General features: G+C 42.0%; 25 protein-coding genes. 21 read left to right on the forward strand and 4 right to left on the reverse strand.

The features are described 5' to 3' along the window. Nucleotides 1-155 precede the first annotated feature (155 nt). A complete protein-coding gene (locus F9856_RS05580) occupies nt 156-815 on the reverse strand; it encodes a trimeric intracellular cation channel family protein (RefSeq protein ID WP_202106000.1) in 660 nt (219 codons plus the stop codon). A 232-nt stretch (nt 816-1,047) separates the two neighbouring features. On the opposite strand from F9856_RS05580, the gene F9856_RS05585 reads away from it, so the two are divergent. From F9856_RS05585 to F9856_RS05615, 7 genes are all read left to right on the forward strand, one after another. Further along, on the forward strand, nt 1,048-2,016 hold the full coding sequence (locus F9856_RS05585; RefSeq protein ID WP_202106001.1) for a thiamine pyrophosphate-dependent dehydrogenase E1 component subunit alpha: 969 nt from the start codon (nt 1,048-1,050) through the stop codon (nt 2,014-2,016). A gap of 371 nt (nt 2,017-2,387) precedes the next feature. Continuing rightward, a complete protein-coding gene (locus F9856_RS05590; protein ID WP_202106002.1) occupies nt 2,388-3,383 on the forward strand; it encodes an alpha-ketoacid dehydrogenase subunit beta in 996 nt (331 codons plus the stop codon). Between the two features lie 339 nt (nt 3,384-3,722). Further along, nucleotides 3,723-5,111, forward strand: coding sequence for a dihydrolipoamide acetyltransferase (locus tag F9856_RS05595; RefSeq protein WP_202106003.1), 1,389 nt, complete (start codon nt 3,723-3,725; stop codon nt 5,109-5,111). Between the two features lie 268 nt (nt 5,112-5,379). Further along, nucleotides 5,380-7,140 (forward strand): dihydrolipoyl dehydrogenase, encoded by a 1,761-nt coding sequence (gene lpdA / locus F9856_RS05600; RefSeq protein ID WP_202106004.1) that lies wholly within the window; start codon nt 5,380-5,382, stop codon nt 7,138-7,140. A 347-nt stretch (nt 7,141-7,487) separates the two neighbouring features. Continuing rightward, complete coding sequence (locus F9856_RS05605) at nt 7,488-8,333, forward strand: HAD family hydrolase (RefSeq protein WP_202106005.1); 846 nt, start codon at nt 7,488-7,490, stop codon at nt 8,331-8,333. Nucleotides 8,334-8,511: 178 nt separating this feature from the next. Further along, nucleotides 8,512-9,345, forward strand: a complete 834-nt coding sequence (gene licT / locus F9856_RS05610; RefSeq protein ID WP_014638597.1) for a BglG family transcription antiterminator LicT — start codon at nt 8,512-8,514, stop codon at nt 9,343-9,345. Between the two features lie 199 nt (nt 9,346-9,544). Beyond that, complete coding sequence (locus tag F9856_RS05615; protein WP_202106006.1) at nt 9,545-11,455, forward strand: beta-glucoside-specific PTS transporter subunit IIABC; 1,911 nt, start codon at nt 9,545-9,547, stop codon at nt 11,453-11,455. A gap of 31 nt (nt 11,456-11,486) precedes the next feature. On the opposite strand, the gene F9856_RS05620 is transcribed toward F9856_RS05615, so the two are convergent. Genes F9856_RS05620 through F9856_RS05630 form a run of 3 tightly spaced genes read right to left on the reverse strand, consistent with a single transcriptional unit; the run spans nt 11,487 to nt 13,034 of the window. Continuing rightward, the gene (locus tag F9856_RS05620; protein ID WP_202106007.1) at nt 11,487-11,759 is read right to left on the reverse strand and encodes a hypothetical protein; all 273 of its coding nucleotides are present in this window, start codon (nt 11,757-11,759) and stop codon (nt 11,487-11,489) included. Nucleotides 11,760-11,768: 9 nt separating this feature from the next. Continuing rightward, nucleotides 11,769-12,107, reverse strand: a complete 339-nt coding sequence (locus F9856_RS05625; RefSeq protein WP_202106008.1) for a putative quinol monooxygenase — start codon at nt 12,105-12,107, stop codon at nt 11,769-11,771. 12 nt (nt 12,108-12,119) lie between these two features. Further along, the gene (locus F9856_RS05630) at nt 12,120-13,034 is read right to left on the reverse strand and encodes an AraC family transcriptional regulator (RefSeq protein ID WP_202106009.1); all 915 of its coding nucleotides are present in this window, start codon (nt 13,032-13,034) and stop codon (nt 12,120-12,122) included. A gap of 109 nt (nt 13,035-13,143) precedes the next feature. Between F9856_RS05630 and F9856_RS05635 the strand changes: the two genes are divergently transcribed. The 14 genes from F9856_RS05635 to F9856_RS05700 all read left to right on the forward strand — a co-directional run bounded on the left by F9856_RS05635 (nt 13,144) and on the right by F9856_RS05700 (nt 26,797). Next, nucleotides 13,144-14,625, forward strand: coding sequence for a family 1 glycosylhydrolase (locus F9856_RS05635; protein ID WP_202106010.1), 1,482 nt, complete (start codon nt 13,144-13,146; stop codon nt 14,623-14,625). A 45-nt stretch (nt 14,626-14,670) separates the two neighbouring features. Continuing rightward, nucleotides 14,671-15,054, forward strand: coding sequence for a VOC family protein (locus tag F9856_RS05640; RefSeq protein WP_202106011.1), 384 nt, complete (start codon nt 14,671-14,673; stop codon nt 15,052-15,054). 153 nt (nt 15,055-15,207) lie between these two features. Next, complete coding sequence (locus tag F9856_RS05645; protein WP_105128288.1) at nt 15,208-16,641, forward strand: 6-phospho-beta-glucosidase; 1,434 nt, start codon at nt 15,208-15,210, stop codon at nt 16,639-16,641. Nucleotides 16,642-16,722: 81 nt separating this feature from the next. Then, nucleotides 16,723-16,962, forward strand: coding sequence for a SemiSWEET transporter (locus F9856_RS05650; RefSeq protein WP_029179296.1), 240 nt, complete (start codon nt 16,723-16,725; stop codon nt 16,960-16,962). A 222-nt stretch (nt 16,963-17,184) separates the two neighbouring features. Continuing rightward, nucleotides 17,185-17,523, forward strand: coding sequence for a hypothetical protein (locus tag F9856_RS05655; protein WP_024377954.1), 339 nt, complete (start codon nt 17,185-17,187; stop codon nt 17,521-17,523). Between the two features lie 177 nt (nt 17,524-17,700). Then, nucleotides 17,701-18,015 (forward strand): PTS cellobiose transporter subunit IIB, encoded by a 315-nt coding sequence (locus tag F9856_RS05660; RefSeq protein WP_029179297.1) that lies wholly within the window; start codon nt 17,701-17,703, stop codon nt 18,013-18,015. Between the two features lie 46 nt (nt 18,016-18,061). After that, entirely contained in the window at nt 18,062-20,035 is a 1,974-nt protein-coding gene (locus tag F9856_RS05665; protein ID WP_202106012.1) for a BglG family transcription antiterminator, read from the forward strand. Nucleotides 20,036-20,045: 10 nt separating this feature from the next. Next, the gene (locus F9856_RS05670; RefSeq protein WP_002937728.1) at nt 20,046-20,360 is read left to right on the forward strand and encodes a PTS cellobiose transporter subunit IIA; all 315 of its coding nucleotides are present in this window, start codon (nt 20,046-20,048) and stop codon (nt 20,358-20,360) included. A gap of 14 nt (nt 20,361-20,374) precedes the next feature. Next, on the forward strand, nt 20,375-20,887 hold the full coding sequence (locus tag F9856_RS05675; protein WP_050572241.1) for a hypothetical protein: 513 nt from the start codon (nt 20,375-20,377) through the stop codon (nt 20,885-20,887). A gap of 19 nt (nt 20,888-20,906) precedes the next feature. Beyond that, the gene (gene celB / locus F9856_RS05680; RefSeq protein WP_202106013.1) at nt 20,907-22,256 is read left to right on the forward strand and encodes a PTS cellobiose transporter subunit IIC; all 1,350 of its coding nucleotides are present in this window, start codon (nt 20,907-20,909) and stop codon (nt 22,254-22,256) included. A gap of 404 nt (nt 22,257-22,660) precedes the next feature. Continuing rightward, nucleotides 22,661-24,127: a glycoside hydrolase family 1 protein gene (locus tag F9856_RS05685; RefSeq protein ID WP_202106014.1), complete on the forward strand. Its 1,467-nt coding sequence runs from the start codon at nt 22,661-22,663 to the stop codon at nt 24,125-24,127. A gap of 8 nt (nt 24,128-24,135) precedes the next feature. After that, a complete protein-coding gene (locus tag F9856_RS05690; protein WP_202106015.1) occupies nt 24,136-24,738 on the forward strand; it encodes a histidine phosphatase family protein in 603 nt (200 codons plus the stop codon). An 11-nt stretch (nt 24,739-24,749) separates the two neighbouring features. Next, nucleotides 24,750-25,361, forward strand: a complete 612-nt coding sequence (locus F9856_RS05695; protein WP_202106016.1) for a histidine phosphatase family protein — start codon at nt 24,750-24,752, stop codon at nt 25,359-25,361. Then, on the forward strand, nt 25,358-26,797 hold the full coding sequence (locus tag F9856_RS05700; RefSeq protein ID WP_024377962.1) for a 6-phospho-beta-glucosidase: 1,440 nt from the start codon (nt 25,358-25,360) through the stop codon (nt 26,795-26,797). Before F9856_RS05695 ends, F9856_RS05700 begins: the two co-directional genes overlap by 4 nt. The last annotated feature ends 20 nt before the right edge of the window (nt 26,798-26,817 follow it).

Below are 26,817 nucleotides of genomic sequence, written 5' to 3' on the forward strand. Positions count from 1 at the left end.
GGAAAGAACTCGACCGAACAAAAAAGAGTTCGTCTTCCCACCCCCGCACAGTTGATTAGGACAGATTTGGAGTGTAAAACACGAACAAATCTGCCAATCAACCACTGCGCTGAGATGTTGACACGAACTCTGAGAAGTGGCGCTGAGCTTTTTGCTCAGCCTTTTTGTTTGCTTTCCATATTGGGAAGATTGATTTTGTATTTAATTACCAATAGTCGAATGATTAAAGAAATGGTAAAAATAGTGATGAAGGTTGGAATTTGTGGTAATTTCCAATTTACAACGCAAAGATGATAGAGGACTCCTGAGAAAAATGCAAGGACAGCATAGACATCTTCTTTAAGAACAATAGGTGTTTCATTGACGAGTAAATCACGGGCGATTCCGCCTCCGACACCTGTCAAAGCTGCCAGAATACCACTGGTTAGAGCGTTTAGCTGGAGAGAGATGCCAGTACTGGCTCCAATGAGGGCGAAGATGGCTAGACCGATTGCATCAAAGATAAGGTTTGTCTGGGAAAGGAAATGAATCATCTTCTTATCAAGTGGTTTGTCCTGCTTTAGATTGATAACAATCAAGTACATGCTAATCGCTACTCCGAGAGATAAATAGATGGCTGTAGGATCAGTCAAGGCAGTAGGAATGCGATTGGCCATCGTATCTCGAATAATTCCCCCACCAACGGCGGTAATGATGCCGAGCAAGCTAATTCCAAAAATATCTAACTTTTTCTTAAATCCTTTTACGGCCCCCGAAATAGCAAATGCGATAGTGCCTATGTAGTTACAAATCATAAGAAATAAATCGAATTCCATAAGAACCTCCGTACCTATATTAACAGAAAGAAAGACGGCGTGCAAGCTTATTTTAAAGTTTGTGAAAAAAGGTTCAAACAAGTAAAGTGAATCTTTTGAGGATTTGTGAAAAAACGCACTAAATCAAGGTTTTCACGAAAATTTCTGTAAAAAGAAAACGGTTCAATTACTTGCCATTTGTGAAATATTGGTCTATCATAGTACAGAAAGAGAAAAACCTTTGGAGGAAATTATGGTATCTATCACAAAAGAACAACATTTGGACATGTTCTTGAAAATGCAACAAATCCGTGATGTTGATATGAAATTAAACAAATTAGTGCGTCGCGGTTTCGTACAAGGTATGACTCACTTCTCAGTCGGTGAAGAAGCTGCGGCTGTTGGCCCAATCGCTGGTTTGACAGAGCAGGACATCATCTTCTCACACCACCGTGGTCACGGTCACGTTATTGCAAAAGGTATTGACATCAATGGCATGATGGCTGAGCTTGCTGGTAAGGCAACAGGTACATCTAAAGGCCGTGGTGGTTCTATGCACTTGGCTAACGTTGAAAAAGGGAACTTTGGTTCAAACGGTATCGTAGGTGGTGGTTATGCCCTTGCGGTGGGTGCGGCCCTTACGCAACAATACCTTGGTACAGATAATATCGTTATTGCTTTCTCAGGTGATTCAGCTACTAACGAAGGTTCCTTCCATGAGTCAATGAACTTGGCAGCTGTTTGGAACTTGCCAGTTATCTTCTTCATTACAAACAACCGTTACGGTATTTCAACAGATATTTCTTATTCTACAAAGATTCCTCACCTCTACCAACGTGCTGCTGCATACGGTATGCCAGGTCACTATGTTGAAGATGGAAACGACGTGATTGCCGTTTATGAGAAAATGCAAGAAGTTATCGAGTACGTTCGTGCAGGTAACGGTCCAGCTATGGTCGAAGTTGAATCATACCGCTGGTTTGGTCACTCAACTGCCGATGCAGGTGTTTACCGTACAAAAGAAGAAGTAAACGAGTGGAAAGCAAAAGACCCACTTAAGAAATACCGCAAATACTTGACAGAGAACAAGATTGCGACTGACGAAGAATTGGACGCTATTGAAGCACAAGTTGCAGAACAAGTAGAAGCATCTGTGAAATTCGCACAAGAAAGCCCAGATCCAGACATCTCAGTAGCTTATGAGGATGTGTTTGTAGATTAAGTAACGAGAACGTTAAAAGGACACAGCGAAAATAGGAAATCAGCCAAGGAAATTGGGATTTCCTGCTGATTTATCTTTTTCGCACAGTCCTTAGTTCGAGTACAATTCTAAGTTGTGAGGACGTTAAAGAGGCACAGAAAAATTAGGGAGTCAGCTAGTGATGCGGACATCACTAATGGCTCATCTATTTTTCCAAGCCTCTAGTCCGAACCCAACTATTAACGTAAGAAGTTTGACTAAGCTCTAAAGAAGCAAGTCAAACTAGGGTAGTTCGAGTAGCTATGACGCTTGATTACAATGAAGTAATTGATTAGTTTTCTACATTTTACTTGTTACAGTAAAGATAAATTGATATAAATTAGGAGTAAAAAATGGCTGAAACAAAAGTAATGGCCTTGCGTGAAGCGATTAACTTGGCTCAAAGCGAAGAAATGCGTAAGGATGAAAAAGTATTTTTGATGGGTGAAGACGTCGGTATCTACGGCGGTGACTTCGGTACATCTATTGGTATGTTGGACGAGTTTGGTCCAAAACGCGTTCGCGACACGCCTATCTCTGAGGCTGCAATCGCTGGTTCTGCAGTTGGTGCGGCTCAAACAGGTCTTCGTCCAATCGTTGACTTGACTTTCATGGACTTCATCACAATTGCCCTTGATGCGATTGTTAACCAGGCTGCCAAAACCAACTACATGTTTGGTGGTGGCTTGAAAACACCTGTAACCTTCCGTGTGGCATCTGGATCAGGTATCGGTTCAGCGGCACAGCACTCACAATCTCTTGAGGCATGGTTGACTCATATCCCAGGTATCAAGGTGGTTGCACCAGGTACTGCTAACGATGCAAAAGGCCTTTTGAAATCATCTATCCTTGATAACAACCCAGTTATCTTCTTGGAGCCAAAAGCACTTTATGGTAAAAAAGAAGAAGTCAACTTGGATCCAGATTTCTACATTCCACTTGGTAAGGGTGAAATCAAACGTGAAGGTACAGATGTAACCATCATTTCATACGGTCGCATGTTGGAACGTGCCTTGAAGGCTGCTGAAGAAGTGGCTGCTGAAGGCATCAGCGTAGAAGTGGTAGATCCACGTACCCTTATCCCATTGGATAAAGAATTGATCATCGAATCTGTGAAGAAAACTGGTAAGGTTATCTTGGTCAACGATGCTTACAAAACAGGTGGTTTCATCGGTGAAATCGCATCGATCATCACAGAAAGCGATGCCTTTGACTATTTGGATGCACCAATTATCCGTATCGCTTCAGACGATGTACCAGTTCCTTACGCAAACATTCTTGAAAACGCAGTGTTGCCAAACGTAGAGAAAATCAAAGCGGCAATCTACAAGCAAGTAAACAAGGGTTAATCTTATCGTCATCCGCTTATCTTTTCTGGCTGTGTTGATTTGGCTTGCCTAACGTCAGTTATGCCTGCACTAAATCGCCTTGTCAGAAAAGCAATCGGAAAGACGATAACCCTAATATGCTAGAAATAAAATGTTCTAGCATGACTAAGAATGCTTGGAAAAGAATTAAGCCACTTCGATTATCGAAGTCTGGTTTGGTTCTTGACAAGGTAAGAGACTGAAAGAAAGGAATTGAACCCGTCCGGAAAACTCGGAAAAAAGATAAATCGTTACGAAAATCAGGATTTTCGACGATTTCCTAGATTCAGTCGTTTTCTGTTCGGACTTGGTATCTTAATAATGGCTATTGAAATCATTATGCCTAAGCTCGGTGTGGACATGCAAGAAGGTGAAATCATCGAGTGGAAAAAACAAGAGGGCGATTTTGTCAACGAAGGCGACGTCATCTTGGAAATGATGTCTGACAAGACTAGCATGGAGCTGGAAGCAGAAGAGTCAGGCGTCCTATTAAAAATTGTTCACGGAAACGGTGCTACCGTTCCTGTAACAGAAGTCATTGCCTACATCGGTGCAGAAGGTGAGACGGTTGAAGCCGGCGCTTCATCTGCTCCTGCTGTTGAACCAGCAGCGGCTATTGAAGAAGTGCCAGCAGGTCGTACGCCAGTAATCGTTGCTCCTGCAACTGCTGCCAAACCACAAGGTGGTGGCAAGGTTCGTGCGACTCCAGCAGCACGTAAATTGGCGCGTGAGCTTGGAATTGACTTAGGTCTTGTTCCAGGAACAGGTGCTAACGGTCGTGTCCACAAGGTTGACGTCGAAGACTTCAAGGGAGCAGCTCCAAAAGCAACTCCGCTTGCAGCCCGTATTGCAGCAGACCAAGGTGTTGACTTGTCAACCCTTACAGGTTCAGGTGTCAACGGTAAGATTGTCAAGAACGACGTTCTTGCAGTACTTGCTCCTGCAGCTGTAGAAATTGTTGCGCCAGCACCAAAAGCTGAAGAAAAACCAGCTAAAGAATTGCCAGAAGGCGTTGAAATCATCAAGATGAGCCCAATGCGTAAGGCGATTTCAAAAGGTATGGTCAACTCTTACTTGACAGCTCCAACCTTTACGCTTAACTACGATATCGATATGACCAACCTCATGGCACTTCGTAAGCAAGTCCTTGAGCCAATCATGAACAAGACTGGTTTGAAAGTGACCTTTACAGACTTGATTGGTCTAGCGGTAACGCGTACCTTGATGAAAGAAGAACACCGTTACCTCAATGCGTCATTGATTAATGATGCACAGGAAATCGAGTTGCACAAGTTTGTCAACCTTGGTATCGCAGTAGGTTTGGATGAAGGCTTGGTGGTGCCAGTTGTTCATGGTGCAGATAAGATGAGCTTGTCCGACTTCGTGGTAGCTTCAAAAGATGTCATCAAGAAAGCTCAATCTGGTAAGTTGAAGGGTGCTGAAATGTCAGGTTCCACCTTCTCTATCACCAACTTGGGTATGTTTGGTACTAAAACCTTTAACCCAATCATCAACCAACCAAACTCAGCAATCCTTGGTGTAGCAACAACTGTTCAAACTCCAGTAGTTATTGATGGTGAAATCAAAATCCGTCCAATTATGGCACTATGCTTGACCATTGACCACCGTATCGTTGACGGTATGAATGGTGCTAAGTTCATGGTTGACTTGAAGAACTTGCTGGAAAACCCATTGGAATTGTTGATTTAAGATAAGATGCAAAAGGCGTTAAGAAAACCGTATGAAAATAGGAAATCAACGATGTGCCTTGAGGCACGAGGCGATTTATCTTTTTCAATAGGTTTTTAGCCTGTGCTCAATTTGGTAAAGAGAAAAATAAAGAAAGGATGTAGAACGAGTTCGTGACATTTGAACACGAACTAAATGCTTCGGAATTTAGATAGTCCGCCTTGGATGCAAGCATCCTACGTTGGACTCCTAAAATTCTGTCGCATTTGACGTTCTTTGTATCATAACTATGGCAATTGAAATTATTATGCCGAAACTTGGTGTAGATATGCAAGAAGGCGAAATCATCGAGTGGAAAAAACAAGAAGGTGATTTTGTCAACGAAGGTGATGTTATCTTGGAGATGATGTCAGACAAGACAAGCATGGAATTGGAAGCAGAAGAATCAGGTGTTCTTTTGAAAATCGTTCATGGTAACGGTGCAACGGTTCCTGTAACAGAAGTCATTGCTTACCTTGGTGCAGAAGGTGAAAAAGTTGAAGTTGATAGCGCACCTGCTCCAGCTGAGGTTGCACAAGCAACTGCTGACTTGAAAGCAGCTGGTTTGGAAGTACCTGCAGCTCCTGCAGTAGCTCCACAAGCTCCTAAGGCTGAATTGGCAGCGGACGAGTATGACATGGTTGTTGTCGGTGGTGGTCCTGCTGGTTACTATGCTGCTATCCGTGGTGCTCAATTAGGCGGTAAAATCGCGATCGTTGAGAAATCAGAATTTGGCGGTACCTGCTTGAACAAGGGCTGTATCCCAACTAAGACCTACCTTAAAAACGCTGAAATCCTTGACGGTTTGAAGATTGCGGCTGAGCGTGGTATCAACCTTGCTTCAACAAACTATACCGTTGATATGGACAAGACAGTTGACTTCAAGAACAAGGTTGTGAAGACCTTGACAGGTGGTGTAGCCGGACTCTTGAAAGCAAACAAGGTAACAATCTTCAACGGTCTTGGTCAAGTAAACCCTGACAAGACTGTTGTCATCGGCGACAAGGTCATCAAAGGTCGCAGCATCGTTCTTGCAACAGGTTCGAAAGTATCGCGCATCAACATCCCAGGTATTGATTCTAAGTTGGTATTGACTTCTGATGATATCCTTGACTTGCGTGAAATTCCTAAGTCACTCACTGTTATGGGTGGCGGCGTAGTCGGTGTGGAACTTGGTTTGGTTTATGCATCATACGGCACAGAAGTAACAGTTGTTGAGATGGCAGACCGTATCATTCCAGGTATGGACCGCGAAGTGTCTGTTGAATTGCAAAAAGTCCTTTCTAAGAAAGGTATGAAATTCTTGACATCTGTTGGTGTATCTGAAATCGTTGAAGCCAACAACCAGTTGACCATCAAATTGAACGACGGCTCAGAAATCGTTTCTGAAAAAGCCCTTCTTTCAATCGGTCGTGTACCACAATTGGCTGGTCTCGAAAATCTTAACCTTGAATTGGACCGCGGTCGTATCAAGGTAAACGAATATCAAGAAACATCAATCCCAGGTATCTACGCACCAGGTGATGTCAACGGTACTAAGATGTTGGCCCACGCTGCTTACCGTATGGGTGAAGTGGCAGCTGAAAATGCTATTCACGGTAACCACCACAAAGCGAAGTTGGACTTCACACCAGCAGCGGTTTACACTCACCCAGAAATCGCTATGGTTGGTTTGACAGAAGACCAGGCTATCGAGAAATACGGTAAAGAAAACATCCTTATCGGTCGCAACAGCTTTACTGGTAACGGTCGTGCTATTGCTTCTAACGAAGCACACGGTTTCGTAAAAGTTATCGCTGATAAGAAATACCATGAAATCCTTGGTGTTCACATCATCGGTCCAGTTGCAGCTGAAATGATCAACGAAGCAGCAACCATCATGGAATCTGAGTTGACAGTTGATGACGTGGCAGCATCTATCCACGGTCACCCAACCTTCTCAGAAGTTATGTATGAAGCCTTCCTCGATGTGCTTGGTGTTGCAATCCACAACCCACCAAAACGTAAATAATAGCATTCAGTTTATCTTTTATTACTTCGTTAACTCGATATGCCGTACTCTGCAGAAGCGACTTGCCTCGCAAGTCCTATTTCCAACCTAGAACAGCCTTGAGGCTGTTCTAGCAACCTGCATCTTTTGATGCGAACGCAGTTCGCCTTATTTCCAACCTCCAACTATCTCCCAGATAATTGGAGCTAGTACTAAAAGCAAACTGAAATGCTAACATCTAAAAGAAAGTCCATGTGACTTTCTTTTTTGTATGTTCATAGTATAGTATTAGTCTGTCGCAGTTTTTGACTGTTATTTGATAGAAAAACAGACTATACTTGTAGTAGAAAAAGGCAAGGAGAATAAAGATGCGCAAGATTATATTTTTAGATGTAGACGGGACCTTGGTTGACTATCATAATCGGATTCCAGAATCTGCCATTCGTGCTATTCGGCAGGCTAGAGAAAATGGACACTTGGTTTATGTCTGTACAGGTCGAAGTCGGGCGGAAATGCAACCAGAACTATGGGAGATTGGTCTTGACGGAATGATTGGTGGCAACGGCTCTTATGTCGAGCATCAAGGTCAGGTGGTCATGCACCAAGTTATTTCAAAAGATGATAGTCGAGCGATTGTAGAATGGCTTCACGAACGTGGTTTGGAATTTTATCTGGAAAGCAACAACGGTCTCTTTGCAAGTGAGAATTTCCGTGAACGTGCTCGTGAAACCCTGCGGATCTATTCCATGAATAAAGGAAAAACAGCAGAAGAAGTGGCCGATCAGGAAGTAGAAGACGTTATACACGGCTTGATTTTTGATGGTCAACTCTACCGCAATGACCTCAACAAAGTCAGTTTTGTGCTCGATTCCTACCAGGACCACTTGGATTCCAAGCAAGCCTTTCCGCAACTGGTCGCAAACACCTGGGGAGGTCGCGGGGAGTCAGCTCTCTTTGGTGACTTGGGGGTGAGAGACATCGACAAGGCCCATGCAATTTCTGTATTGCTGGACCACTTAGGAGCTAGTCAGGCAGACTCTATCGCCTTTGGTGATGCTAAAATTGATATTTCCATGCTGGACTATTGTGCTGTTGGTGTTGCTATGGGAAATGGCGGAGCGGAAATCTTGGCTATGGCAGATATGATAACGGACGATGTAGAAGAAGACGGCCTCTACAATGCCTTTGAAAAGTTGGGACTACTTAAACAGTAGCCCTCAGAATAAATTATTGAACCACTTGCAAAACCGCTTACAATCTGATAAGATAAGAGTAGGATTGTTACTGATAAGCAGGCAAAACCTAAGCAGATAGTGAAGGGTCTGGCAACAGTCGTATTTGCTATATGCTTGGGTTCTTTTTTATCAGTCGAAAAAAGAGGCGGTAAAGTAGATGCAGATTGAAAAAGTTTATAACAACAATGTCATTCAAGCAATAGATCAGCAGGGCCGTGAGTTGATTGTCATGGGGAAAGGATTAGGTTTTCAGAAAAAAGCAGGGGAAGAATTAGACACCAGCAAAATCGAGAAAACCTTTGTGCTACAAAATGACTACCAACAATCAGATTTATCGAGTCTGTACCTGCAAATGGAGAGCAGTGAAGTCGAAGTAGTCAATGCCATTATCAATAGGGCAGAAGAAACTTTAGAAGTTCAGTTTGATTTGTCTTTGTATCTAGCCTTAGCAGACCATTTACATTTTGTATTTCAGCGATGCCGTGAAGGTATCTTTATTGAGAACCCGCTGTCTTGGGAAGTACGTAAGTTTTATCCGAAGGAATACCAAATTGGTTTAGAAGCCTTGCAGTTGGTGCAGGAGCGTTTAGGCTTGGAACTAGGAAAGGGAGAAGCCTCGTCTATCGCTCTCCATCTGGTAAATGCTCAGAAGAATGGTGCTTTTGGCAAGGAAACCCAAACCATTAGTAAAATCGTGACTCAGATTTTAGACATTGTCCGACTTCATTTTGGTAGTGTGACCTACGAGGAGGATACCAGCTATCATCGATTTGTAACACATATTCAGTATTTTGCTCAACGTGTGGCCAATGGTGTGGTCGAAGGGGTCAATGATGCATTTTTGTATGAACAGGTGATGGCTAACTATCCTGATTCATTTGCTTGTACGACTAAGATTCGTCAGCATATTGCGGAAGTTTACCATTTTGAAATGTCCAAAGATGAACAAGTCTATTTGACCATCCATATCCAGCGCTTAAAAACGAGTTAGAAAAAAATCAAAAAAAACTTTAGAAAACGCTTGCAAAACAATTTGCAATGTGTTATCATAAATTTATCAAAAGGATTGTTACTGGTAAGCAGGCAAAACCTAAATATATACAAGATACTCTTTTTGACGTAGTTCAAGGGGCAGTGTTTGGTATATGTTTAGGTTTTTCTGTTTTTCCAGAAAAGAAAGGAGCCGAAAAATGGCTAAGGATTATACAGATTTAGCTACAGATATTGTAGCCCATGTCGGAGGTAAAGAAAACATCAGCAGTCTCAAGCACTGTGTGACCCGTCTTCGCTTCGGTCTCAAGGACGAAAGCAAGGCTGATACAGACTACCTGAAAGCACGTGACGGTGTCGTTACTGTGGTACAAGCTGGTGGTCAATACCAAGTGGTTATCGGCAACCATGTCCCAGATGTTTATGCAGCGGTGCAAAAAGTTGCAGGTATTGCAGGAGATGGAAGTTTGGATATTGATGAAGGCGATGGTCCAAAAGGAAATCTCTTTGAACGCTTTATTGATTTGTTATCAGGTATCTTCCAAGCCTTTTTGGGTCCTTTGGCTGCTGCTGGTATCATTAAAGGTATTGTTGCCATTATGGCTTCGCGAGGATTGACGAGTGATAATAGTGCTATATATGCTATCTTAAATGCGGCGGGTGACGGTTTCTTCCAATACTTACCATTGTTAGTGGCTCTGACATCTGCTCGCAAGTTTAAGATGAATGAATTTACAGCCCTAGCAATCGGTATGGCCTTGATTTACCCAACCTTGCCAGGTTCGCTTGCAGCATTGAAAGAGGCAGGACTGGATAATGTATTTGGTATTCCATTTGTTTTACCAACAGCAGGTAGCTACTTGTCAACGGTTATCCCAGCTATTCTCGCAACGTGGGTGGCTTCAATTATTGAGAAAAACATCCGTAAAGTCACACCAGATGTTGTCAAACTCTTCGTTGTTCCATTTGTGACTATCTTGCTTGCTGTTCCATTGACCTTCTTAGTGGTTGGTCCTGTCGCAAACTTCATCTCTGATGTCTTGTCAAATGCATTTACTGCCATCATGAACTTTAGTCCATTGCTCTATGGTTTGATTCTTGGTGCGACTTGGCAAGTGTTGGTTATGTTTGGAATGCACTGGGCAGTTGTCCCATTGGCAATTATGCAAGTAGCATCAAATGGTATGTCTTCAATTCTTGTACCAGCCTTACTTCCAAACTTTACACAGACCGGGGTTCTTTTGGCAATCATGTTGAAGACCAAGGAGTCTAAGGTTAAAACAGTTTCTATGCCTGCATTGGTTTCATCTATTTTTGGTGTGACTGAGCCAGCTATCTACGGTGTGACCCTTCCAATGAAAACACCGTTCTTTATCTCATGTGCTGTTTCAGGTGTGATTGGTGCTGCCACTATGTTCTTCAATGTAACAGGTTACTCTGTAGGTGGTATGGGTGTCTTCTTGTATCCGTCTCTAGTTAATCCAGCAAACGGTGATATGTCAGGTATGATTGCTGCCATTATTTTGACAGTAGTTGCAATCGTCGCATCCTTCGCTATCCAAATGGCCCTTCCAGTTCCTTACTTATATGGAGAGCCAACTGAAAAAAAGTCCGTTGAAGAAACAAAGGAGTCTGTTCCAGAATTAAAAGAAATCAAGCAAGAGATCATTGCCAGTCCACTAATCGGTAAAGTAGTTAAATTAGAAGATGTTCCTGATGCAGTCTTTGCTTCAGGTGCTATGGGTAAAGGGATTGCTATCGATCCGCTAGATGGTATCCTTGTTTCTCCAGCTAAGGCTGAAATAACTCTTGTATTCCCAACCAAACATGCTATTGGTCTTCGGACGGAAAATGGGGCAGAGCTTCTCATCCATATCGGTATGGACACAGTCTCTCTAGCTGGTAAAGGCTTTGAATCCTTCGTCCAAGTAGGTGACCAAGTTGAAGCAGGACAAAAATTGCTGGAATTTGATCTCCACCAAATCAAAGCAGCTGACCTACCGGTCATCACTCCAATTATCGTGACCAATACAGCTGACTATGAGGACATCTTGGTAACCCAAGAAAGCCAAATCAACAGTGGTGATTACCTATTGACAACGGTGAAATAAGTTACAAAAAGTGACTGAGCCGAGTGGCCAGTCACTTTTTTGCTTTCTTCTTGGCTTTATCCCTCAGCATCTGCCAACCTTCATAGAGCATGACTAGGGCAGACAGGAGAATAGCAGCATAAGCAAGATAGAGGAAGTAGAGAGGATGAGAGAAGAAAAACATCCAAATACCCCAAAGAGAATAGGCAAAGACCAGCTTGCCCCAGAAAGTTAATTTTCGCTTGAGAAACCACTCTACAAATCCTTCCTGCAGAGAGAAGCGACTGTCACGGTAGTCTTGTCTTAGGTTTCGTATCCACTTCATCTCGCCTCCTTAAGGATGTGCTTGGTCAAGAAAGGCTTGATCATGGTCTGGAATTCCTGCCTCATCACTTTTATAGCGTTCAGCGGTAACAGTTAGCTGGTACTTACTTCGCAAGTCTAGGATTTCCTGCATCATTGGAGAGGCATGATGGATATCCAGAGCGGCTTGGTCTGTCCAGCTATCAACCAGTAAGATAGAATGGGGATCATCGAGAGGTGCAAAGTATTGATAACGTGTATTTCCAGCCTGCTGGCGAATGCGGTCGGCAATGCCACTAGCTTCCATTTCCTGAGCGAAGGCACGTGCATTGTCAGCTGGTCCAGTATAGTGGAGGTGCATGGTAATCATAGTTGTCTCCTTTTATTTGTTGAAATTGGTATAGGTCCTATTCTTCCGCAATTGTTTGCGGTAGCTGCTAGGGGTGGTATGGTAGTATTGTCTGAACTGGCGGTTGAAGTTGGACAGATTATTAAAGCCAACTTCGGTCGCAATTTCAAGCACAGGCTTGAGAGTGTTTGTCAGGAGCTCGGTAGCTGCCCGCAGTCGGACTTGGATGATAAATTCCATACAGGAAGTTCCTGTTTGTTGCTTGAAGATTGTCATAAAATGGTTTTTTGTATAGCCCATTTGCCCTGCTAGTTGCTCGATGGTGAGGTTTTCTGCATAATGTTGTTGGATGTATTCTATCAACAACCGCAGTTTTTCATTTTTCCGATACATATCATCGGTATTTTTCCGGACAATGTAGCGGTAGCGGTAGAGCAGGTAGAAGAAGTCAAAGAGTCGGCTCTTGAGAGGCAGTTCAAAGTACGGTGGCTGGTGTCTGACCAACTCAAAAATGGTGAGCAGGCATTGTCTAATCTCTGCGTAGCCAGGGTCTTGGGGCTGGATGCGTGGAATACACTTGAAAACATCTGTCTGTAAGGGTTGCAGGTAGAGCATACTGGTCTGATCTAGGTGAGATGCCCCCAGTATATCCAAGTGAAAGAGAAGGGTATCCGTTTCGTGCCCCCGTTGCTCAATCGGATGGATGGAATGCGCAGCATTGGGCCGTATGAGAATAATATCACCAGCCTGACTATTGAAATAATCATAGTCGATATGGTAACGGGCTGTCCCTCCGTATACATAGTTGATTTCAAATTCATTGTGCCAATGAAAGAGAATGTCAGGAATACCATCCATGACACAGGTATGGTAATACTTGTAGGGCAACAAACGACTATCGTAATCAATGGCGTGCTTAAACTGTTTATCCGTTAATGGCGGTTGCATACTTTTCTCCTTTTCGTAGGATAGTATCATTATAGCATATTATTTGAGAAGAAAAGGGTTTCAAATCTGTTTATACTATATTTGTTAGAAAAAATAAGGGAGAAGTAAGATGTCACGTTTTCCAAAAAATTTCCTCTGGGGAGGAGCTATCGCAGCCAACCAGGCAGAAGGTGCCTATAATGTGGACGGACGCGGTTTAGTCCAGACAGACGTTACAACAGGAGGATCTGTCAACAGCCCCCGCTATACAACCTACATTGATAAGGACGGAAAGCCAGGTAAATATGCTTCTATGGGGCATGCTGGTGGTCATCTGCCAGAAGGGGCGACCTATGCCGTCCTAGAAGACCACTATTATCCAAACCATAAGGCTGTGGACTTCTACCACCGCTATAAAGAAGATATCAAGCTCTTCGCAGAAATGGGTTACTCCGTTTTCCGCTTGTCGATTTCATGGGCACGGATTTTCCCAAATGGTGATGATGCAGAGCCAAACCAAGCAGGTCTTGATTTCTATCGTTCTGTCTTTGAAGAATGCCGCAAATATGGCATTGAGCCATTGGTTTCCATTTGGCACTTCGATACACCTTTGAGCTTGGAGCAACGCTATGGTGGTTGGACCAATCGTAAGTTGATTGATTTCTATGTCCGCTATGCTGAGACAATTTTTAATGAATATAAGGGGTTGGTGAAATATTGGATTACCTTCAACGAGATTAACAACACGATCATGTTTTTGGATATGTTTAGTGAACCAAAGGATTCTGATTACCAAGATGCCTACCAACACTTACATCACCAGTTTGTTGCCTCTGCCAAGGCTGTAAAATTAGGACATCAGATTGATCCGAGCTATCGATTCGGAAACATGATTTGTGGAATCACCTTCTACCCAGGAACCTGTGACCCTGCCGATATTTTAGAAAATCAACACAAATGGGAACAGAATATTTTCTATTGTAGTGATGCACAAGCCAAAGGTCGCTATGGATCCTATGCAAACAGATTGTGGAAGGAACACAATGTTGTATTGCAAATGGAAGAGGGAGACCTAGAAATCCTTGCTGAAGGCAAGGTGGATATGTATACCTTCTCTTATTACATGTCAACCGTTGTGACCACTCATAAAGTGGAAGACACGGTTTCTGGAAACTTCTCAATCGGTGCCAAGAACCCTTACTTGACCTATTCAGATTGGGGTTGGGCTCAGGATCCGACGGGGCTTCAATACTATCTTGAGAAAATCTACGACCGCTACGAAATTCCGATGATGATTGTAGAAAATGGTTTGGGGGCTTTGGATACAGTTGAAGAAGACGGCTCTATTCACGATGATTACCGTATCGACTACCATCGTGCCCATGTCAATGCGATGGCAGATGCCATTGCCAATGGTGTCGATTTGATTGGCTATACCACTTGGGGCTGTATTGACCTAGTATCAGCAGGAACAGGTGAAATGCGAAAACGCTACGGCTTTATCTACGTTGATATGGATGATGCTGGAAATGGGACACTTGCTAGAACACCAAAAGATTCATTCTACTGGTATAAGAAAGTCATTGCTAGCAATGGTGAGGATGTAGAATAAGGAAGACGGCGCTTTGCCGTTTTTCTCTTAGGGAAAGGTTTGAAAATGAAAATAGAACATGTAGCAATCTACACTCAGGATTTGGAAGGTATGCGTAATTTCTTTGAAAACTACTTCAATGCCACATCCAATCAGCTCTACTATAATCCAAAAACCAGTTTCAAGTCCTATTTTCTTACCTTTGAAGACGGGTCTCGTTTGGAAATTATGACCAGAGACGATGTGGTCGACAAACCAAGTCAACTCAATTATCTAGGACTCATTCATTTAGCCTTTAGTCTAGGGAGCAAAGAAGCGGTGGATAACTTAACTGCAAGACTTCAGCAGGATGGTTATCCCATTCTTAGTGGACCACGGGTAACTGGCGATGGCTACTACGAATCGTGTGTGTTAGGTTTTGATGATATACAAATAGAATTAACAGTGTAATGTTGGCAAGTAATACTGCTAGGTCAATGTTTAACGAATTAGCTTTCAAGTCTCATTCATCAGCTATTTCCTTACTGTTACGGAAAAAACTGCAGTGGTGATTATTGTAACCGTTTGCTAAACTAATAACTATAAAACATACAGGAGGCAATTATGTCTAAATTACCTAAGAATTTTTTATGGGGTGGCGCTGTAGCTGCTCACCAACTTGAAGGTGGCTGGCAAGAAGGTGGAAAAGGGATTTCTGTAGCAGATGTGATGACTGCTGGGAGACACGGGGTACCTAGAGAAATTACAGATGGTGTATTAGAAGGAAAATATTATCCGAATCATGAAGCGATTGATTTCTATCACCGCTATAAAGAAGATATTGCACTCTTTGCAGAGATGGGCTTCAAGTGTTTCCGTACCTCAATTGCGTGGACACGTATTTTTCCAAATGGTGATGAATTGGAGCCAAATGAAGCTGGCTTGCAGTTTTATGATGACTTATTTGATGAGTGTTTAAAATATGGGATTGAACCTGTTGTTACCCTATCACACTTTGAATTGCCTTACCATCTGGTAACTGAGTATGGTGGTTTTAGAAATCGTAAAACCATTGAGTTCTTTGTTCGTTTTGCAGAGACTTGCTTCCGTCGTTACAAAGACAAGGTCAAATACTGGATGACATTTAACGAGATTAATAACCAAGCAAATTATCAGGAAGATTTTGCACCTTTTACCAACTCAGGTATTGTTTATCAAGAGGGTGAAAACCGTGAAGCAGTTATGTATCAAGCGGCTCATTATGAATTGGTGGCTTCTGCACGTGCCGTTAAGATTGGGCATGAGATTAACCCTGATTTCCAGATTGGCTGTATGATTGCTATGTGTCCGATTTATCCTGCGACTTGCAAACCATCTGATATTTTGATGGCACAAAAGGCCATGCAAAAACGCTATTACTTCACAGATGTTCATGTGCATGGTTTCTACCCCGAGCATATCTTGCGCTACTGGGAGAGAAAAGGTATTAGCGTTGATTTCACAGAGGAAGATCGCGAAGATTTGCTAGAAGGAACAGTTGATTACATTGGCTTCTCATACTATATGAGTTTTGCTATTGATTCTCACCGCGAGAATAATCCTCATTACGATTATCTTGAGACAGAGGACTTGGTAAAAAATACCTATGTCAAGGCTTCTGATTGGGAATGGCAAATTGACCCGGAGGGCTTGCGCTATGCATTAAACTGGTTTACAGATATGTATCATCTGCCACTTTTTATCGTAGAGAATGGCTTTGGTGCGATTGACCAAGTCGAAGAAGATGGAATGGTGCATGATGACTACCGTATTGATTATCTTGGAGCACATATCAAGGAGTTTATCAAGGCAGTTGATGAGGATGGGGTTGATTTGATGGGATATACTCCATGGGGTTGTATTGACCTGGTGTCAGCAGGGACAGGTGAAATGCGCAAACGTTATGGCTTTATCTATGTTGATAAAGATGATGAAGGCAATGGAAGCTATGCCCGTTCTCCTAAACGCTCATTCGCATGGTATAAAAATGTTATCGCAACAAATGGTGAGGAAGTTTAATGAGAAGACCTCTGTAGCGTAATAGCTACATGGGTCTTCATTTATGTTTTTTAGTATTGGTATGTTAAAGGAGAAAATTATATGGTTGGTATTATCGCAGCTTGCTTAACTACCTTTGGATTTGTACCTCAGGTTATCAAGGTAGTTAAGACAAAGGATACAGAGTCGATTTCGTTAGGAATGTATATGATGTCTGTGACAGGGATGTCCTTATGGTTGTTCCATGGTATTATTCAAGGAGATACGGCCCTCATTATTGCTAATAGCCTATCTGTAACATTAGCAGGTATTATTTTGGTCTATAAATTAGTCTACAAATAATGCACAATTCCATCGATAAAAGAATTTTTAGCAACAGTGAAAAACATTGAAAACGCTTGACTTTTTTTGCAAAAGGAATATAATGATGACAAATAAATATTGGAAGTGTGATTGCTATGTTATTTGTTCCACTTTTTTTAAGGTTTAACCTTTTTAAACCACCAAGATAAGTGTTTTTCTAGTTGTTTGTAAGTGTATCGTATCTTGGAAAAGAGGTTTATTATGGAATCTATAGTTGGAATAATTGTTATTGTAGTTGTTATGGCTGTTCTGGTTTATTTATTGATTAATATGTGGAAAATCAGAGCGACTTCAGCTGGTCAGGCGGATGACACTACGCTATACTTTGTAAGATTTAAGGGGGTAAATCCGCCAGACTTAGCAAATAGTAGTGTCTTTAATCGGGTCGCCAAAATCCAACGCACTAAAGGGGATACCTATCAAATTAGTTCAAAAGTTAGTGATGCTAAACTGAAAGATTTGATTATGGATGAGTTTCAGCTTAAATCTTCTGAGGTTGTAGTTTACTATCCTCCTCGTCTTTTCTTTTATGCATCATAGTCGCAACTCTTCGGAGTTGCTATTTTTTTGTTTCTGGAGAGTAGCGGAAAAGCGGTTTATTTTAGTAGCGAAATTTCCGTAGTGGTAAGGAAATACTTCCTATGGAAAATGTAAGCGCGTTCATGTAAAATAAAATCATAACAAAAGTAAATAATAAAATAGTTGGAGGAAAATCCTATGGTAAAAGCTTTGATTATCTGTGCAGGAGGCATGTCTTCTTCACTTATTGCAAAAAAAACACAAACTCTTTTGGAAGAACAAGGGCATACAGTAGAAATGAATGCTGTCGGTGTTCCAGAAGGTGGTAAAAAAATAAATGCGGCAGAGTATGACTTGTACTTGATTAGCCCGCAGACAAAAATGCATTTTAAGCAATTTGAAGAAGCAGGTAAGAAGGTAGGGAAGCCAGTTGTCCAAATTCCACCTCAAGCCTATATTCCAATTCCGATGGGAATTGAAAAAATGGCTAAATTGGTCTTGGATAATATCTAGTTCTTTGCTATCATAGATGGTATATTGATTTGAAAAGAGGCTAGTTATGCTAAATACTAAGGAAAAAATGATATTACAGTATCTTTATCAGCACCAGAATGGTTTTTCAACCAGTAAAGTATTGGCAGAGCATCTTTCTTATACGGATCGTACCATCCGAACCTATATCAAAAAATTGATTTCCGAAATATCCGAGGAAGAAACAGGTTTTGCGATTTTATCCAAACAAGGTTATGGCTATCAGCTTCGAATTAGCGATGAGGAAAAATACCATCGTTTCTTATCTGAAAACCAACTAGTATTTGGGGTGGATTATAGTGATGCAGAAAATCGCCATAAACAAATCCTGAATAAATTGATATTTGAAGAAGAATGTATCTTATTTGATGATTTGGCGGACCAGCTGTTTGTCAGTAGATCAACCTTGTCTCATGATTTCAAGCACATTAGGGAGCATCTTGCTTCTTATGGTTTGAGCATCGAGAGCAAGCCCTATAAGGGAGTCTATGTGGTTGGTGAAGAACGTCAAAAACGTCACTTCATTATGGACTATTTCTTTAGTGAACATTTTTATCAGAATATCCATCATTTTTTATCCAATGATAAAAGTCTAGCCTTACCTCTATCTTTTGAAGAGCTAACAATTGTAGTCTTAGATGAGTGTCGTGATAGTCAGTTGAAACTATCTGATTATATTATCCAAAATTTAGTTATTCATTTAGGTTTAGCTATCCAACGCTATCAAAAAGGTTTTACAATTTCTCCTGTCACCATTGATAAGGAAAAGTATGCTGAAGAATTGGCAGTAGCTACAAAGATTGCTAGGCGATTATCCCATCGACTGGAACCTCAGAATAGGTTTCCTGAGGAAGAAGTGGTCTACATTGCTCTACACTTGATTTCAAAAACACAATTAGAGGTGGAGAAGTCATCGGACCGCCTCTTGTTGCGCCAAGAACTTTTTGAAGTTTTAGGGCGTTATGATGATGAATATGGTTATCAATTTTCACATGATTTTTCCTTGATAGAAGGTTTGCTAACACATCTGGAGGTTCTCATAGAACGACTCCGTCACAATCTCCATATTGATAACCCCCTACTTGATGATATTAAAACAACTTATCATGATATCTTCGATTTGACACAATCACTAATGGCTGAACTTTCAGTTTTTCACTCTTATAGCTTGTCCGAGTCAGAAATTGCCTATGTAGCTCTACACTTGATGGCTTCCTTGGAACGGCAAAAAGAAAAATACAAATTAAATGTTCTGGTTATCTGTGCAACAGGCTACGGTAGTGCTCAGATGCTGAAAAATAGGATTAAAAATGAACTTGGGCAACAGGTGTCCATATCAGATGTCATCGGTTACTATGATTTAGATAATCAAAAGTTGCAGGGGATAGATGTGATAATGTCAACCATCGACTTATCTGGTTTGGTGTTTAAGGTCCCTGTTATAACTGTCAGTGTCTTTTTAACAGATCAGGAAGTTAAGGAAGTTAAACAACGATTGGCGGACTTGAGACCTAGTCTCCAAAAACCACAGGTAGTGGAAAGAGAAAGTAACTTGGAGAAATACTTTGATCAGTACTTCTCAGAACAACGATTTTTAGTTGTTGAGTCAGCTGAAAAAGAAATGTTATTAAAGCAAATGATTTCACAGTTGGAGAGCGAAGGTCTTGGAAATCACCAGGAATTTTATAAATTAATTGAGGCGCGTGAAAGCTTGAGTACATTGGTATTTGATAAAGATATAGCTGTTCCTCACCCCCTAAAACCCATTAGCGAAAAGCACATGATTTCTGTTGCGGTTATAAAAAATGGTCTATATTGGGAAGAAGGCTATGGGCAGATTAGATTGGTTTTCTTAGTGAGTCCATCTATATATACAAATGAAGGTCTATCAACCATTACCAATCGATTGGTAGATTTGGTAGATTTACCAGAAGTCAAGAAAGACATAATAAACTCTCCTGATTTTGAAACATTCAAACACGTTTTTTTACAAAGAGAATAGAAGGTGACATATGAATACAGAAGAATTACAAATGGCTGCATTTGGGATCATCCTCAGTAGTGGCAATGCAAGAAGTGTTATCCACGAAGCTTTTGCTGCTATGAGAGAAGGTGATTATGATAAGGCAGAAGAGTTATTGGAAGCAGCCAATGCTGACATGCTTGAAGCCCACCATTCTCAAACGGGTCTCTTACAGGAATACGCAAGCGGTACTGAAGTGAAGGTAGAGATTATTATGGTTCATGCGCAAGATCATTTGATGACAACAATGACTTTACGTGAGGTAGCACTTGAAATGTTAGCTTTGTATCGTAAAGTTGGTTAGAAAGAGGATATGGGATGAGTAAGGGAATGGCAAGTAAAAAACTACAGAAAACACCAGAACAATTAAAACAAGAGTCTAAACGCAAAAGTCAGCTCTTTAATCGCTATATGCTGTTTCGTTATAGTTTAGCAGTGTTCTTCTTTGCAAATCTATACTGGCTTCTGGTTCAATTATTTCAACCAAGTTTGTATCTAATCCTGCCCTCGCTTATGCTGATTGCAATAATCATTGCGACGGCAGAACAATTTAAGTTGTATAGTGCTGAGGAGTCTCGATTGACAAAGACAGAATTTGTATTAAGGGCACAAGCAATCTTGCAAGGGTTAATTGTGGTTTTAGTGATTTTGGGTCATATCTCAACCCTCTTTCCAACTTTTTCAAACCATACATCTGCTAAACTCTTTGTTATTGGCTTGCAGTTGTTAGGTCTTGCTTTAGTTGTTCTCAATATAAAAAGGTTGGAGCAGGTAAAGCAAAATACCGATAAATACTACCTACGTTTTCAAATAATAAGAAAATATCTTTAAAATTTTAGGAGGTCTTCTCATGGAAGAACAAAAAGGGTTCTTTGGACTATTAGATAAATATCTGATGGGACCAATGGGTAAACTGGCATCTTACAAAGTTGTACGTGCCATCACAGCTGCAGGTATGGCTGCCGTACCATTTACGATTGTTGGTTCGATGTTCTTGGTTTTCAGTATCTTACCACAGGCATTTTCATTCTGGCCAGTTGTTGCAGATATTTTTGCGGCATCATTTGATAAATTTACCCCACTCTATATGGTTGCCAATACTGCTACTATGGGGGTGCTATCACTTTATTTTGCACTTGCTATTGGATATGAATTGACAAAAATTTACGCTGAGGAAGAAGATCTTAATTTGACTCCGCTTAATGGGGCGCTCTTATCCCTCTTTGCTTTCATCATGACCGTTCCTCAAATTATTTTTGAAGAAGGCGCGATGTCGGCAGTCAGCTCTCTTGAAGAAGGCGCAATAATTGTTGATGGTTGGGCAATGGGTGGTGGCGTAACACGCTTTGGTACAACGGGTATATTTACGGCAATCATCATGGCTGTTGCGGCAGTTCTGCTATATCGGATGTGCGTGAAAAATAATTGGGTTATCAAAATGCCCGATTCAGTACCAGAGGGTGTATCACGCGGCTTTACAGCTTTGATACCATCATTTGTAATAGCATTCTTCGTGATTTTCTTGAACGGCCTCTTAGTGGCGCTTGGAACAGACATTTTTAAAGTAATTGCTATTCCATTTGGATTTGTAGCAAACTTGACTAACTCATGGCTTGGTTTGGTCGTTATCTATCTTTTGACACAAGCATTGTGGATTGTGGGGATTCACGGAGCAAATATTATCTTTGCTTTTATCAATCCAATTGCTCTTGCAAATATGTCTCTCAATGTTGCTGGCGAACGAATGATTGTTGCAGGGGAGTTCTCAAATATGTTTGTCATTGCAGGTGGTTCTGGAGCAACTCTCGGTCTCTGTATCTGGCTTGCAACACGTGCTCGTTCAGAGCAGTTGAGCGCTATCGGGAAAGCTTCAATCGTTCCAGGTATTTTTAATATCAACGAACCACTGATTTTTGGTTTGCCAATCATCTATAATCCAGCACTTGCAATCCCATTCATGCTTGCTCCAATTGCATCTATGACGGTGTATTACTTCTCTATGAAGTTGAATCTTATCAATGCAGTTGTTGCTCAAGTACCATGGCCAACTCCAGTTGGTATCGGTGCCTTCCTTGGTACAGCTGACTGGCGTGCAATTGTTGTTTCAATTGTTTGTGCAGTTGTTGCCTTCCTTGTTTACTATCCATTCATTCGTGCATACGATAAACAGTTGCTAAAAGAAGAAGCGGCAAATGCTTAAACTAGAGAAACTCCTTGACTTCTTCTAAGTCCAAGGAGTTTTTTTATAAGAGAATATCAGGAGATATTGTTAGATAAACATAAGATAGTATCATATTTGCTTTCTTCTTTCTAAATCAGAGGAGTTGAGGTAGGGCAAGAGAAGAAGATTTTTTATAGCTGACTTGATGAAGCGACTATCAATACATATGGAGGTTTAAAATATCTCTACTACTTTTGCTAATACTGATCGAGAGAAAACCTCTCCCTTGTTCCAAGTTTTAATTGGGATATTATCTAATGTTTTAAGAATAGTGATAATTGGAAATAACATAGAATAGTATCAGTTTGGCATATTATCACGTAGGAATGAATGGAGTTCTTTTGCTATTATATAGCTAATAAAGTCAGAAGGAGTATTGTGCTATGACAAAACAATTTCCAAAAGGATTTCTTTGGGGCGGTGCGACAGCTGCCAACCAATATGAAGGTGGTTGGAATTTGGGAGGTCGTGGTCCAGCCACTTCCGATACCTATATAGCGGTCGATCCAGATAAGCGGAAGGATATGAGTCACTTTGGTAAGCCTGTCTCGCGGGCTGATGTGGAATTTGCTTTGGCAGATCAAGAAGGGCTCTACCCAAAACGTTGGGGTTCTGATTTCTATCATCGCTACAAGGAAGACATAGCCCTCTTTGCAGAAATGGGCTTCAAGACCTTCCGCTTGTCGATTGCCTGGTCTCGTATTTTTCCAAAAGGAGACGAGTTAGAACCGAATGAAGAAGGACTGGCCTTTTATGATGCGGTCTTCGATGAGCTGAATAAATATGGTATCGAGCCGCTGGTGACCCTATCCCACTATGAATTTCCTCTTCATCTTGCTCTGGAATACGGCGGCTGGAAAAACCGTAAGGTCATAGAGTTCTTTGTTCGCTATGCCGAGACAGTATTCAAACGCTATCAGGGTAAAGTTAAGTATTGGCTGACTTTTAATGAGATTAATATTTTGGGCATGGTTGGTTATCTATCAGGCGGTCTTCTCTTTGAAGACGGAAAGAATGACCTAGAAACCATGTACCAAGCAGTTCACCATCAGTTCATCGCCTCTAGTTTGGCAACAAAAGCAGCCCATGAGATTGACCCAGAAAACAAGGTTGGTTGCATGCTGGCACGGATGGAGAACTATGCAGCCACCTGCAATCCAGACGATGTCTTGGCGGCCTTGAAAAAAGACCAGGAAAATCTCTTCTATACAGATGTACAGGTTCGTGGAGCCTACCCAAGTTATATGAAACGCTTCTTCAAAGAAAACAATATCCAGGTCGTGTTCGAGGCGGGAGACGAAGCGATTTTGAAACAATATCCTGTTGATTTCATGAGTTTTTCTTACTATATGACATCCATCACCCGTGCTCTTCCAGACAAGGACAAGGCAACTGCAGGTAACTTGATCTTGGGAGAAGCAAATCCCTATTTAGAAGCTTCTGATTGGGGCTGGCAAATTGACCCAGTTGGGTTGCGTATCACCCTCAACAAGCTCTATGACCGTTACCAAGTTCCCCTCTTCATTGTGGAAAATGGTCTGGGAGCCTTGGATAAGGTGGAGGCAGACGGCAGTATCCAGGACGGCTACCGTATTTCCTATCTGGAAAAACACATCCAGCAAATGTATGAAGCCATTGAAGATGGCGTGGAACTCATGGGCTACACCCCTTGGGGTTGTATCGATCTAGTTTCTGCTTCAACAAGTGAAATGTCTAAACGCTATGGCTTTATCTATGTGGATGCGGACGATCAAGGCAACGGCAGTTTTGACCGATCACGGAAGGCATCATTCTACTGGTATAAAGATGTCATTGCCAGCAATGGAGCCAATATATTGACAGAAAAATAGGAGGTCTTATGACAAAAACGATTTATCTCATGCGTCATGGTGAAACCCTTTTTAATACGCAAAAACGAGTGCAGGGTTGGTCGGATTCTCCCTTAACAGAACGTGGTATTGCCCAAGCCCAAGCCGTTGGTCAGTATTTTAAGGAGCAGGGAATCGTCTTCACCAGTGCCTATTCTTCCACGCAAGAGAGGGCTACTGATACACTAAAATTAGTTACGGATGCGCCCTACCAACAGCTCAAGGGACTCAAGGAGATGAACTTCGGGATTTTTGAAGCTAGAGAGGAAGAATTACTTCCCAAGCCTCGTCCTGGAGCTCGTTCTTTCGAAGACCTCTTGGAGCCATTTGGAGGCGAGGACATTCGAGCAGTTGGAAGTCGTGTCAAAGAGGCGATTCTCTCTGTCGCGGAAAACGATCCAGCTGATCCAATCCTCATGGTCAGTCATGGTGCAGCTATTTGGGGATTGGTGCAGGTTTTGGAGGTCACCTTCCCACCGGGTGTCTTCCTGCCCAACTGTGCCATTTGCCAGCTGACTGTTGAAAATGGGGAAATAAGATTTGAAAAACTGATTGATTCCGCACATGATTTTAAGGTTTATGACTTTAAGTAGGGAGGTTTAGTATGAACTATCTTTACTTGATGCGACATGGACAGACACGGTTCAACCTCCAAGGGCGGATTCAAGGGGCTTGTGATTCTCCTCTGACAGAAGAAGGAAAAGAACAAGCACGGGCTGCTGGTCGGTATTTTCAAGAGCAGGCTATCTCTTTTGATAAGATTTATTCTTCTACTCAAGAACGGGCCTGTGATACGGCAGAATTGGCCACAGGAAGGACGGATTATGTTCGCTTAAAAGGATTGAAAGAACAGGATTTTGGAGCCTTCGAGGGTCAACAGGAATACCTCAATCCTCCCTTGCAGGGAGACATTGGCTACGGTGATTATTTTGTCACCTTTGGAGGCGAATCCTATCGAGATGTCCGAAAACGTATGGAAGAAACCATTGGAGGCATTATGGAAGAAGCGGACAATCAATCCGTTTTAGTAGTTAGCCATGGAGCCGCCATTGCCCAATTTTTCAGACAGGTATTGACAGATTTTCCGCGAGTGCGGATGCGGAATTGTGCCATACTGACTTTTACTTATGAAGACGGTCACTACGATTTGCAAAGCATTGTGGATCCCGTTAATAAAGAAACTCTCTATCAAAAAGAAGGAAAGGAGAAAAAATGACAGTAACAAAAGTATTTCCAAAAGGATTTTTATGGGGTGGTGCAACAGCAGCCAACCAATGTGAAGGAGCTTACGATGTAGACGGACGTGGTCTTGCCAACGTCGATGTTGTGCCGATTGGCGAAGACCGGGCTGCCATTATCACTGGTCGTAAGAAGATGTTTGACTTTGAGGACGGTTATTTCTATCCAGCCAAGGAGTCTATTGATATGTATCATCACTTCAAGGAGGATATTGCTCTCTTTGGTGAAATGGGCTTTAAGACCTATCGTCTTTCAATCGCCTGGTCCCGTATTTTCCCTAAGGGAGATGAATTGGAGCCTAATGAAAAAGGCTTGCAATTCTACGAGGACTTATTCAAGGAATGCCACAAGTATGGTATTGAACCCTTGGTGACCATTACCCACTTTGACTGCCCTATGCACTTGATTGAGGCTTACGGTGGCTGGCGAAATCGCAAAATGCTTGAATTTTACGAACGCCTTTGCCGTACCCTCTTCACACGCTACAAGGGATTGGTCAAATACTGGCTGACCTTTAACGAAATCAACATGATTCTTCATGCACCATTTATGGGGGCAGGTCTGTATTTTGAAGAAGGTGAAAATGTGGAACAGGTCAAATACCAGGCAGCCCACCACGAGCTTGTTGCTTCTGCCATTGCCACAAAATTGGCCCATGAAATCGATCCGGAAAACAAGGTCGGTTGTATGTTGGCTGCAGGTCAATACTACCCACACACCTGCCACCCACGTGATGTATGGGAAGCTCTGCAAGAAGACCGTGAGAACTATTTCTTCATCGATGTTCAGGCACGTGGCTACTATCCAAACTATGCCAAGAAGAAGTGGGAGCGTGCAGGTATCGAGATCGAAATGACAGACCAAGACCTAGCACTCTTGAAAGAGCACACCGTTGACTTCATTTCCTTCTCTTACTACTCTAGCCGTGTGGCTTCTGGAGATCCTGTAGAGAAGGAAAAAACAGCAGGCAATATCTTTGCCTCTATTAAAAACCCTTACCTAGACGCATCCGAATGGGGCTGGCAGATTGACCCACTCGGTTTCCGCATTACCATCAATTCCATATGGGATCGTTATCAAAAACCACTCTTTGTGGTTGAAAATGGTCTGGGAGCAGTCGACACGCCAGATGAAAACGGCTATGTGGAAGACGACTACCGTATCGACTACCTTCGCCAACATGTCCTAGCAATGAGAGATGCTATTGTAGAAGACGGCGTTGAACTCTTGGGATACACTACTTGGGGCTGTATTGACCTAGTGTCTGCCGGAACGGGCGAAATGAAAAAACGCTACGGCTTCATCTACGTTGACCGTGACAATGAAGGAAAAGGAACCCTCAAACGTTCCAAGAAAAAATCATTTGACTGGTATAAAAAAGTCATCGCTACAAATGGAGCGGATGTCGAATAAAGTAGAAAGACAAGTCTTGT

The organism is Streptococcus suis, from assembly GCF_016743335.1.
Classification (GTDB): domain Bacteria; phylum Bacillota; class Bacilli; order Lactobacillales; family Streptococcaceae; genus Streptococcus; species Streptococcus suis_Y.